This window comes from Acetobacterium carbinolicum (assembly GCF_047456275.1).
GTDB classification, from domain to species: domain Bacteria; phylum Bacillota; class Clostridia; order Eubacteriales; family Eubacteriaceae; genus Acetobacterium; species Acetobacterium carbinolicum.
Map to the genome: position 1 here is coordinate 454,617 of NZ_CP173357.1, position 11,266 is coordinate 465,882.

The 11,266-nt window shown below is 46.9% G+C and carries 8 protein-coding genes, 1 riboswitch and 1 other annotated feature (1 of these 10 running past the window's edge); all 8 genes read left to right on the forward strand.

Annotation, left to right across the window (positions count from 1 at the left end; translation table 11 throughout):
• Window positions 1–64: 64 nt before the first annotated feature.
• The 8 genes from ACIZ62_RS02115 (at window position 65) to sdaAA (ending at window position 10,944) form a co-directional block, all read left to right on the forward strand.
• Window positions 65–766 carry an ABC transporter ATP-binding protein gene (locus tag ACIZ62_RS02115; RefSeq protein ID WP_322519636.1) on the forward strand — a complete coding sequence of 234 codons (702 nt, stop codon included), beginning with the start codon at window positions 65–67 and terminating at the stop codon, window positions 764–766.
• Window position 767: 1 nt separating this feature from the next.
• Window positions 768–3,017: an FtsX-like permease family protein gene (locus tag ACIZ62_RS02120; protein WP_414151136.1), complete on the forward strand. Its 2,250-nt coding sequence runs from the start codon at window positions 768–770 to the stop codon at window positions 3,015–3,017.
• Window positions 3,018–3,160: 143 nt separating this feature from the next.
• A riboswitch (glycine riboswitch) is annotated at window positions 3,161–3,266 on the forward strand.
• Between the two features lie 162 nt (window positions 3,267–3,428).
• Entirely contained in the window at window positions 3,429–3,806 is a 378-nt protein-coding gene (gene gcvH, locus ACIZ62_RS02125; protein ID WP_111888179.1) for a glycine cleavage system protein GcvH, read from the forward strand.
• A gap of 25 nt (window positions 3,807–3,831) precedes the next feature.
• Complete coding sequence (gcvT, locus tag ACIZ62_RS02130; RefSeq protein ID WP_111888178.1) at window positions 3,832–6,474, forward strand: glycine cleavage system aminomethyltransferase GcvT; 2,643 nt, start codon at window positions 3,832–3,834, stop codon at window positions 6,472–6,474.
• Window positions 6,475–6,505: 31 nt separating this feature from the next.
• Window positions 6,506–7,852: an aminomethyl-transferring glycine dehydrogenase subunit GcvPA gene (gcvPA, locus tag ACIZ62_RS02135; protein WP_322519633.1), complete on the forward strand. Its 1,347-nt coding sequence runs from the start codon at window positions 6,506–6,508 to the stop codon at window positions 7,850–7,852.
• Window positions 7,845–9,302 carry an aminomethyl-transferring glycine dehydrogenase subunit GcvPB gene (gene gcvPB / locus ACIZ62_RS02140; RefSeq protein ID WP_305781824.1) on the forward strand — a complete coding sequence of 486 codons (1,458 nt, stop codon included), beginning with the start codon at window positions 7,845–7,847 and terminating at the stop codon, window positions 9,300–9,302. Before gcvPA ends, gcvPB begins: the two co-directional genes overlap by 8 nt.
• 95 nt (window positions 9,303–9,397) lie before the next feature.
• The gene (gene sdaAB / locus ACIZ62_RS02145) at window positions 9,398–10,060 is read left to right on the forward strand and encodes an L-serine ammonia-lyase, iron-sulfur-dependent subunit beta (RefSeq protein ID WP_111888175.1); all 663 of its coding nucleotides are present in this window, start codon (window positions 9,398–9,400) and stop codon (window positions 10,058–10,060) included.
• Window positions 10,061–10,068: 8 nt separating this feature from the next.
• Window positions 10,069–10,944, forward strand: a complete 876-nt coding sequence (gene sdaAA, locus ACIZ62_RS02150) for an L-serine ammonia-lyase, iron-sulfur-dependent, subunit alpha (RefSeq protein WP_111888174.1) — start codon at window positions 10,069–10,071, stop codon at window positions 10,942–10,944.
• A 299-nt stretch (window positions 10,945–11,243) separates the two neighbouring features.
• Window positions 11,244–11,266: a binding site (T-box leader), on the forward strand (it continues 465 nt past the right edge of the window).

An 11,266-nucleotide genomic window follows, 5' to 3' on the forward strand; every position in this document is an offset into this window, starting at 1 on the left:
ACAAAAAATTTTAGGCTTAACATAACGGTGTTATGTTAAGCCGAGGAAGAAAGAGGGAAATAAGATGTTTCTGGAAATAAAAAATTTAAAGAAGAGCTTTGGTAAAAACGGCAGTTATGTGGAGGTACTTAAGGGAATTACCACAACGGTAGAAAAAGGCGAAATGTGTGTGATTCAGGGGGCCAGTGGTTCAGGTAAATCGACTCTGCTTAATTGTATCGGGGGCTTGGATACACCCGACAGTGGTGGTGTAACGGTTGACGGCAAAGAAATTGTGGGACTAAAACCTGAGGCCTTGTCTGATTATCGTCGGGATTATTTGGGGTTTATCTTTCAATTTTATAACCTGGTACCGAATCTAACCGTTAAGGAAAACGTCGAGGTCTGCGGCTACTTATCCCCAGAACCGATGGCAATGGCAATGCTTTTTGAGGTCTTGGGTTTAACCGAACATCAGAACAAGTTTCCTTCCCAGTTGTCTGGTGGCCAGCAACAGCGTTGTGCGATTGCCAGAGCTCTGGTTAAAAACCCAAAACTCTTGTTGTGCGATGAGCCTACCGGAGCACTGGATTCCAAGACGGCAAAAGACATTTTAATTCTGATGGAAAAAATCAATCAGACCTTTGGTACCACCATGATCATCATCACCCATAATAATGCCATTAAGGACATGGTCCATCGGGTCATTACCATTAAAGATGGCACTATTTCTAATACTTATCAAAACGAACAACGGATTCCGGCGGCGGATCTGGAGGAATTGTAAGATGCAGAAGATACTGAGAAAGCGGATACTTCGCGACTTAAAGGCAAATCTTTTTTACTATCTGGCACCGGGGTTTTTGATTGTGTTGGGAATGTATCTGGTTGTCAGTTTTGTCGGGGCAGCCGATACCGTGATTACCGGGGTAGCCGAAAAAAACCAGCTTCTTCAAGTCGAAGATGGCCAGTTTTCAGTGTTTGTTCCGTTGACAGAAAAAGAAGAAAATGACTTGGTGGCGGCGGGGATCACCCTGGAAGAGCAGTTTTATCTTGATTATCATGGAAGAAATAATAGCGTAGTCCGGCTTTTTAAGAACCGCAAGGCGGTTAATTTGGCCTCAGTTGATGAGGGCCGAATGCCGGTAACAGCGGGCGAAATCTTTCTGGAAAAACACTATGCGAGAAAGAATCAGCTGACAACGGGTAGCCAAATCACAATTGCCGGACGCCTTTTTAAGGTCACCGGAATCGGCACCCTACCAGATTATGACGCCGTTTATCAGGAGCTGTCCGATAGCATCGTTGAAAGCGAAACCTTTGGATTTGGACTTGTGGTACCCGCGGATTATGAAATGATGAAGACTGCAGGACAGGCCATCAAATCAGAAAGTTTTACCTATGCATATCACTTAAACGGCACCATGGATGATAGCGATCTAAAAAAGAAGCTAAAGGATACTTATTATGATCATAATAAGCTGACGGCGTTTATAACTGCGGCAAATAACCCCCGTATTGCGGCTTCAGCAGATGATCAGGTGATCACTAAAATTGCCGGGCTGATTGCCGGAGTCGTTGTGATGATTTTATTTACGTATATTATTTCTGTTTTTGTAATTCATACGATTGATCGGGAGCGACCCGTTATCGGAGCCCTTTATGCCTTGGGGGTAACTAAAAAAGACCTGATGCGATACTATCTTACCTTGCCGGTAATCATTACTGTTTTAGGTGGCATGATCGGGACCGCGATCGGTTACAGCCAATGGGGGGTTAATCTGCAAATGGCTGAGTCGCTGAATTATTTTTCGGTCCCCAATCTGGCCACGGTTTATTCATTACCACTCTTACTCTATGGGATTGTGATGCCGGCGGTTGTGGCCGCTGTTGTCAACGCCCTGGTGATTCGTAAAAAGCTTTCTCAAAATGTTCTGGATCTATTGTCAAATCGGGAAAACAGTGAGCAGGCAGCGACGATCACGCTTAAACGCTTTGGCTTTGTCCGGCGTTTTCAAATCCGGCAGATGATCAGGGAGGCCCGGACCAGCCTGACGGTTGTTTTTGGTTTGTTCATTGCCTTGTTAATTATGATGCTGGGACTAAACTGTTATGCGGTCTGTAGCCACGTCAGTTTAGAAAACAAAGCCGATACCCGTTTCGAATACATGTATAGCTATAAGTTTCCAACCGAAGCGGTACCAGAGGGCGGCGTGGCCGCTTTTGGGAAAACCCTGAAAAAAGAAGTCTTTGGCTACAACCTGGATGTGACGCTTTTGGGAATTGATGCGAGTAATCCCTATTTTGATGCCGCGGTTACCAAAGGACAAAATAAGGTTATCATTTCTTCGGCAGTGGCCAGGAAGTTTGGCCTTGCGGCAGGAGATGTGCTCGTGTTAAATGATGAGGAAGATGAAAAATTGGCAGCATTTACCGTTGACGGGGTGACAGCCTACGCATCGGGGCTTTTTGTTTTTATGAATTTGGCGGATATGCGGGATTATTTTGGTGAAACCGACACATATTATAACATCGTTTTTTCGGATCAGCCTTTGAATCTGGAAACTGAGCGACTAAATAATGTTACCACCAGGGAAGATAGTGTTAAGAGTGCCAATGTTTTTATTAGCCAGATGACCTCTTTGATTATTACGATGGTGGCGGTGTCTCTTATTTTGCTGGCGGTGGTGATGTATCTGATGATGCAGGTGATGGTGGATCGTTCCGCTTTTGGGGTTGCGCTAATGAAAATATTTGGCTATCGGTCCAAAGAACTTAGAAAGCTCTATATAAACGGTAATTTCTATGTCATTGCAGTAGGTGCCGTTATCAGCATTCCCCTGGCTAAATGGGTGATGGATCAAGTTTACCCGATCCTGGTTTCTAATGTGGCGGTAGGCTTTAATTTAAGCTTTCCATGGTGGCTATATGCCGGGGTATACGGTATGATTTTATTTTTATATTTAGTCATTAACACATTACTGTTGCAACGGCTTAAAAAAATAAGTCATGCTGAGGTATTAAAGAATCGCGAATAAGGGAAATGTTCTTAATAAAAACAGTTCGGTAGTTGACAATCCCCATTGGAACGGGTTATACTCACATAAACACAAGAAAATATCAATGTGAAATATTTAAACGAAATAGAATGCACCTAACATAATTAAATAGTTGCGAATGGATGATGGCTACGGGAGAGACTGCTTAAAGTGCAGCACCGAAGGATTAAATTGATAGAATAGCTCATATCAATGATGATCTCAGGTAAAAAGGACCGTAACCGGACATAACTCTGGAAAGCGTAGCACCGAAGGGGCAACTTCCATAATGGAACGAAACTCTCAGGTTAATAACAGAGCAGAAGGCGTAAGCCTTCTGTTTTTTTGTTTATAAAATTTCAGAACGGGTATTGAATTTACAGAAACTAAACAAAGTGGAGGAGAAAAAAGATGAAAATTATTGAAGGTTTAAAGTATTCAAAAGATCATGAGTGGGTAAAAGTTGAGGGCAATCTGGCCACCGTTGGCATTACTGATTATGCCCAGCATTCCCTTGGTGATATCGTCTTTGTTGAATTACCAGAAATTGGTGATGTAATTGGCAAGGAAGAAGCCTTTGGGGTAGTGGAATCGGTAAAAGCTGCCTCAGATATCTATTTACCAGTATCGGGCACCGTTGTTAAAATAAACGAAGCCCTGGTTGATGAACCGGAACTGCTCAATACTGATGCCTTTGAAAACTGGATGGTGTGTGTGGAAATGGATGATCCGGCACAACTGGATGAACTGATGGACGCCGCAAAATACGATACTATTTGTCAGGATTAAAACGCAGAAAACAGGAGATTAAGAAATGGGAAATTTAAAACACACCCTCTTTTATGACAATCATGTCAAAGCCGGAGCAACCCTGGTCGATTTTGGGGGCTGGGAAATGCCCATCCAATATCCGGCTGGCATTGTTGATGAACATATTCATACCCGCATTAAATCTGGAATCTTTGATGTCTCCCATATGGGAAGATTCATCGTCTCCGGGAAGGAAGCGATCGCCTTTTTGCAACATGTGTTAACGAACAATGTATTAGCCCTGGACCTGCTTCAGGCCCAATACACGATGATTCAGAACAGTAATGGCGGGGCATTGGACGACGCCTATCTGTACCGTTTTTATGAAGACGAGTATCTGCTGGTGGTTAATGCTGCCAATGCCGAAAAAGACTGGCAGCACTTAAATAAAGAAATTGTCGCCTTTGATGCCCGGATTATTGATCAGTCCGCTGAAATTGCGATGATCTCGCTGCAGGGACCGGACTCAAAAACAGTGCTTAAAAAGCTCCTCGGCAGCGAGAATCTCACCGAACCCCTTAAGAATGCTTTGGCGATTTTAGACTATCAAGGTGAGGGCTTACTAATTGCCCGAACCGGCTACACCGGCGAACCCCTTGGCTTTGAGCTTTTTGCTAAGGCCGCACAGGGCCCGGCAATCTGGGAAAAGCTGCTTGACCTGGGTGCCATGGCGATTGGTCTGGGTGCCCGCGATACATTACGATTAGAAGCGGGTCTGCCTTTATATGGTCATGAACTGGGGCTTGATAGCGACGGGAACGAAATTCCCATTTTTTCCTGCCCGCTGGCTAAATTTGCAGTCAGTTTTGCCGCGGTCAAAGGCGACTATATTGGCCGGGAAGCCCTGGCAAATCAATATATTGGCTTTAAAAAAATTATGGAGCGGGATCTGGCTGATCTGTCCCATCTGGCTCGGATTGTCAGGCCAATTGCCATTACCGGTCGCGGCATTGCCCGGGCCGGTTGTAAGGTGTATAAAGATGGCAAAGAAGTCGGCACTGTCACCAGCGCTACGATGGTGCCTTATTTAAAGGCGGTAGGATATGGGCTGGACAGTAAAATCACCGACGAGAAAGCGATGCGGGCCATTGGTTTGGCCCTGATTGACGGTGATGTGGAACTAAATGATGCGGTAGCGGTGGAAATTCGCGGTAAGATGGTACCGGCGGTGATTGCCCCCTACCATATGAAAAGTGATGCACCGCCTTTTGCCAGACCGATCCTTTATGGGGTCGAAGTAGAGCGCAAATTTGATAGTCCCCGGGATTATGAAACCAAGGCTCTTAATCTGCTGGAAAAAAGCTATGACAATACCATCTTGAGACAACATCAAACCATTAATTTGATTCCTTCCGAGCAGACCCATTCTGCGGCGGTGCGGTTATTATCGATAATGGACCCTTCCTTCCGTTATGCAGAGCACAAAAAGACAAAATCATTTTATGATTATGATGTCTTCTATTATCAGGGTACCGCCTTTATTGATGAGATTGAATACTTGTTGATGGAAGAAATGAAAAAATATCTGCGTTGCGCCGAGGTAGAAACCCGGGTGATTAGCGGCCAGATGGCCAATGTCGCGGTCTTTAGTGCGCTGATGGATTATAAAAATCGGGTCAACCGGAAGGTCGATGCCAAACGATTAGGTTATGTGATGAATAACCACATTATCCGCGGCGGTCATTTAAGTGCTCAGCCGATGGGCGCGCTCCACGATTACATCGCCGTCGATCCGGTTACGGAAAAAACGGCAGTGGTGAATTTTCCGGTGGAAAAAGACAACCCCTTTAAGATTGATGTAGCGGAAACTAAAAAGGTCATTGAACAATATAAGCCAGAGCTGATTATCTTTGGTAAGAGCATGGTGCTTCACAAAGAACCCGTTCGGGAAATTCGGGAATTTATTGATGCGCAAAAGCTCAGTTCGATCATTATGTATGATATGGCCCATGTCCTTGGTCTGGTCGGGGATCATTTCCAGGACCCCTTTGCCGAAGGGGCGGAACTGGTCACCGGCTCGACCCATAAAACCTTCTTTGGCACCCAACGGGGCGTTATTGCTGGGAATTATGACAAAGACGATTATAAGTATGGTCTCTGGGAAACCATCGAAACCCGTGCCTTCCCCGGCAGCGTCAGCAATCACCATTTAGGAACGATGCTGGGTCTGCTCATGGCAAGCTACGAAATGAACTGCTTTAAGGATCTTTATCAGAAAAATGTCATTGACAATGCCAAGTATTTTGCCAAATGTCTGGCAGATTGCGGCCTGGAGGTGGCAGGAGACCCGGCCATTTCCTATACGGAGACCCATCAGGTGGTGGTGCGAGTGGGTTATGGCAGCGGTCCCGAAGTGGCCAATCGCCTGGAAAATAATAATATCATCATTAATTATCAGGCCACCCCGGAAGAAGAAGGCTTTACCGCTTCTGGTGCGATTCGCATCGGGGTTGCAGAAATGACCCGGTTTGGTTTTGGCAAAGAAGCCTTTGCCGAAACCGCAGCTTTGATGGCGGATGTGATTTTAAGAAATAAAGATGTTAAAGAAGATGTCAAGCGGCTTAGAGGCCAGTTTACGAGTCTTAAATATTGCTTCGATGATGAAGAAATTGCAGCACAGCTGGAAAAATTAAAAAATACGTTTTAAATAAAAAATAAGTTTAAAAGGGGGAAAAAGCGTGTCATCCTATTTATCCCATACCAAAGAAGAACAACAAGCGATGCTAAAAGCGATGGGAATCGCTTCGATAAACGAACTTTTTGCCGACATTCCAAAACAAGTGCGCTTAAACCGCGAGCTTCTATTACCACCGGCTCTATCAGAGATGGAACTGACTAGTTATATGCAAAAGCTGTCACAGCAAAATGCCAATCTGGATGCTTATAGCTGTTTTCTGGGAGCCGGGGCCTATGATCATTTCATCCCCAGCGTGGTCGGCAATCTGACTGCCCGACAGGAGTTTTACACGGCCTATACCCCGTATCAGCCAGAAATCAGCCAGGGTACCCTGCAGGCGATCTTCGAGTTTCAATCGATGATCTGCGAGCTCACCGGGATGGATATTGCCAATGCCTCGATGTATGATGGTGCCACCGCCCTGGCTGAGGCGGTCGCGATGGCCTGTAGTCATACCAGAAGAAATGAGGTGCTCATTGCCAGCACCGTTCATCCGGAGAGTCGGGAAGTCATAAAAACCTATGCCCGATACAAAGGCATTGAGGTCAAAGAAATTGACTATGATAATGGTAGCATCGATTTCGGTTGTCTGGAAGCAGCGTTATCGGATCAAACTGCGGCGGTTATTGTCCAGAATCCCAATTTCTTCGGTATCATCGAAGATCTGGGCCAGGCCGCCGAACTGGCACACCACCATAAGGCCCTGCTGATTGCCAGTGTCGATCCGATTTCGCTGGCAATCTTAAAATCCCCAGGCGAACTGGCGGCCGATATTGTGGTTGGGGATGGCCAATGTCTGGGTAATCCGATTAGCTTTGGCGGTCCCGGCCTTGGTTTTATGGCCACCTCTAAGGCATTAATGCGGAAGCTGCCGGGTCGCGTCGTTGGTCAGACCACTGATCTTGATGGCAAACGGGCCTTTGTGCTGACCCTCCAGACCAGAGAACAGCATATCCGTCGGGACAAGGCTACTTCTAATATTTGCTCCAACCAGGCCTTAAATGCTCTGGCTGCGACTATTTATATGACGGTTCTTGGTAAGGAGGGTTTAAAAGAGGTAGCCAATCTATGCTTTAATAAAGCTCACTATCTCTATGATCAACTGATCCAATCGGGGAAATTTACGCCTGTTTTTTCAGCTCCCTTTTTTAAGGAATTTGCTGTAATCGGCAGTTGCGAAACCAAAGCCCTGAATACGGCGTTGCTCTTGGACCAAATTATCGGTGGCTATGAGTTGGAGAAATCGTATCCGCAGCTAAAAAACGGCTGGTTGCTGGCGGTGACCGAAAAACGGACCCGAACCGAGATCGATAGTTTAGTAGAAAAGGCGGTGAATTATTGTGATTAAGAGCGAAGCACTGATTTTTGAAAAGTCAGTTTCAGGTCGAAAAACGGACCTGTTACCAGCCTGTGATGTTCCTGAATTAGATCTTGGCAGCGCCATCCCCGCCGGTTTTTTAAGGGCTCAGTCGCCGGAACTCCCGGAGGTCAGCGAAGTCGATACGGTTCGCCATTTTACGGCCTTATCGAAGATGAATCACGGGGTCGATTCCGGCTTTTATCCGCTGGGTTCCTGTACCATGAAGTATAATCCCAAGGTGAACGAGGAGGTGTCCAAATTTAGTGGCTTTGCCCGGATGCACCCGTACCAACCTGAAAAAACCGCCCAGGGTTGCCTGGCGGTTTTATACGAAACTGACATCATGCTGGCAGAAATCACCGGAATGGAGCGGGTATCCCTGCAACCGGCGGCTGGCGCTCATGGGGAGATGGCGGGACTGATGATTATCAAAGCTTATCATCAGAACCGCGGCGATACTAAGCGACAAAAAATCGTTGTGCCGGATTCATCCCATGGCACCAATCCGGCTTCGGCGTCGGTGGTTGGTTTTGATGTGGTTGAAGTGAAATCCAATGCATTTGGCGGCGTTGATATCCCGTCACTAAAGGCGGTGATGAGTGATGAAATTGCCGGACTGATGCTTACCAATCCCAGTACCCTGGGCTTATTTGAAGAAAATATTACCGAAATAGCTCAGATTGTCCACCAGGCGGGCGGCCTGCTTTATTACGACGGTGCCAATATGAATGCCATCATGGGTAAGACCCGGCCTGGCGATATGGGCTTTGATGTGGTCCATCTTAATCTGCACAAAACCTTCAGCACTCCGCATGGCGGTGGCGGCCCCGGTTCAGGTCCGGTGGGCGTCAAAAAAGAGTTAGTTCCCTTTTTGCCTGGTCCGGTGGTGGAACGGGTCGAGGATCGCTATTATCTGGATGATAACCGGCCCTTATCGATTGGCCGGGTTAAATCTTTCTATGGCAATTTTGGGGTGGTCGTTAAAGCCTTTGCTTACATCCGCTCCTTGGGGGCTGCGGGCCTTCGGGAGGCATCAGAGACAGCGGTACTTAATGCCAATTATATCCGTGCCAGACTGCAGGATGATTACGAATTACCGTTTGGCAAAATCTGTATGCATGAGGTGGTTTTCTCGGCTCAAAAGCAGAGCAAGTTTGGGGTTTCGGCGCTGGATATTGCCAAACGGCTGATTGATTTTGGTTATCATCCGCCAACGATATATTTTCCCTTAATCGTCAAAGAAGCGCTGATGATTGAACCGACTGAGACTGAAAGTAAGGAAACCCTGGATGAATTCATCGTGGCGATGCAACAAATTGCCAGCGAAGCGCAGACGAATCCGGAGCTTCTAAAGGAAGCACCCCATGACAGCATGGTAAAACGGCTCGATGAGGTTGCGGCAGTACGAAAACCGATGCTTCGGTATAACAAAGTCTAGATAATCCGATGTAAATCGGGTATTAATAACGCAAGAATACACCAGAATCAAATAGTGGTGCCTGAAAAAGTGGTTGCCCCAAAGTGGAGGTTGGCATGAATGTATTTGATATTATCGGACCGATTATGGTGGGCCCGTCCAGCTCTCATACTGCCGGAGCGGTGCGAATCGGCAAAATAGCCCGAGTGGTCGCAGGCGGACAGCCGGTTGCGGTGTCCATTGAACTCTATGGCTCCTTTGCCCAAACCTATAAGGGACATGGAACGGATAAAGCGATTATTGCCGGCCTGCTGGGCATGGCACCAGACGATGAGCGGATTAAAGACAGTCTGGCGCTGGCCAGGCAGGCGGGAATGAGTTTTAAATTTAGAAAGTCCGGTAATCAAGCGGTTCACCCCAATACGGCCTTGATTTCATCGGTCGATCAATTGGGAAAAAAAACAATTGTCCAGGGATCTTCAGTCGGTGGTGGCAGAATTGTAGTCAACCGGATTAACGAGATCAATGTCAAATTCAAGGGCGACTATTATACTCTGCTGATTCCCCACACCGATACGCCCGGGGTGATTGCGGCCGTAACTAAACTGCTGGCGGATCATGGGATTAACATTGCTGAGCTGAATATGTATCGTTCCCATCGCGGCGGTGAGGCGATGATGGTGATTGAAACCGATCAGGCGGTTAAAGGTGGATTGGTTTGCTCAATCGAAGCGGTGAAGACGGTAAAAAAGGCAGTATTAATTGAACCGATCTATTAGGAGTGAAGATGATTAGTTATGATTCGATACAGGAACTGGCAGATAAGGCCACAAAAAAAGGGAAGCGAATTTCGGAGCTGGTCCTTGAGGATCAGGCCTTGCATATGGAACAGTCAAACGATGAACTCTTTGAGCTGATGCGTAAAAGCCTTCATGTGATGGCGGCCGCAGCAGAAAAGGGACTCACTTCACAGAGTTTGTCGGCAAGCGGTTTAAGTGGCGGTGATGCCAATAAAATGAAACAGGCGGTTGATGCCGGCAGAGCCCTTAGCGGGAAGGTGCTGAGTGAAACCCTGGCAAAGGCGTTGGCGATTGCTGAAGTGAATGCCTGCATGGGTAGAATTGTCGCGGCGCCGACGGCCGGTTCCTGCGGGATTATTCCGGCCCTCTTGCTGACCTTAAAAGAAGAACACCATTTAGCTGAGGATCAGGTGGTGATGAGCCTTTTTACCGCCGCCGGACTCGGCATGGTGATTGCCCAAAAGGCCAGCGTTTCCGGTGCGGAGGGAGGCTGTCAGGCAGAATGCGGCAGTGCCGCGGCAATGGCCGCAGCCGCGGCGGTTGAATTAATGGGTGGTACCCCACAAATGTGTGCCCATGCCTGTGCGATGGCCTTAAAAAGTGTGCTGGGATTAGTTTGTGATCCGGTTGCCGGGCTGGTGGAGGTGCCTTGTATCAAGCGTAATGCCAGCGGAGCAGCCAATGCCCTGGTTGCGGCAGAGATGGCTCTAGCCGGGATAAAGAGTACTATCCCGGTCGATGAGGTGATTGGTGCGATGAAAGCCGTTGGCGATGCGATGCCCAAAACATTAAAAGAAACGGCAGAAGGGGGTCTGGCCGACACACCCACCGCGAAGAAAATTGCCCGGGAAATTCGGCGCTGACCCAGGATCGGATAATTCGAGTCAATCACATTCAATTAAGGATTGGTGGGATCGTCTTGTCGGAAAAGATTTAGGAATATCTGGAAATAAATTGCACTAATTTTCACCTTTTTTTAACATATGCTTAAGTAAATGCATGTTTACAGAGAGCGTTAAGTTTAATGCGTTAGAATCTGTGATGTGAGAAAAGTTTCGACATCTTTTTTCACTTCACTATCACTGGCAGCTGTTCATTGAACGGCTGCTTTTTTTATTGGGTTGACAAAGGGCTTGGATTCGTTTATGATATATAAAATATCAAAAAGACGCTGATGAGGAATAG

Coding starts and splice junctions, on each gene's coding strand:
- gcvH (WP_111888179.1), top strand. CDS start 3,429: ATGAAAATTATTGAAGGTTTAAAGTATTCAAAAGATCATGAGTGGGTA.
- sdaAA (WP_111888174.1), top strand. CDS start 10,069: ATGATTAGTTATGATTCGATACAGGAACTGGCAGATAAGGCCACAAAA.
- sdaAB (WP_111888175.1), top strand. CDS start 9,398: ATGAATGTATTTGATATTATCGGACCGATTATGGTGGGCCCGTCCAGC.
- ACIZ62_RS02120 (WP_414151136.1), top strand. CDS start 768: ATGCAGAAGATACTGAGAAAGCGGATACTTCGCGACTTAAAGGCAAAT.
- ACIZ62_RS02115 (WP_322519636.1), top strand. CDS start 65: ATGTTTCTGGAAATAAAAAATTTAAAGAAGAGCTTTGGTAAAAACGGC.
- gcvT (WP_111888178.1), top strand. CDS start 3,832: ATGGGAAATTTAAAACACACCCTCTTTTATGACAATCATGTCAAAGCC.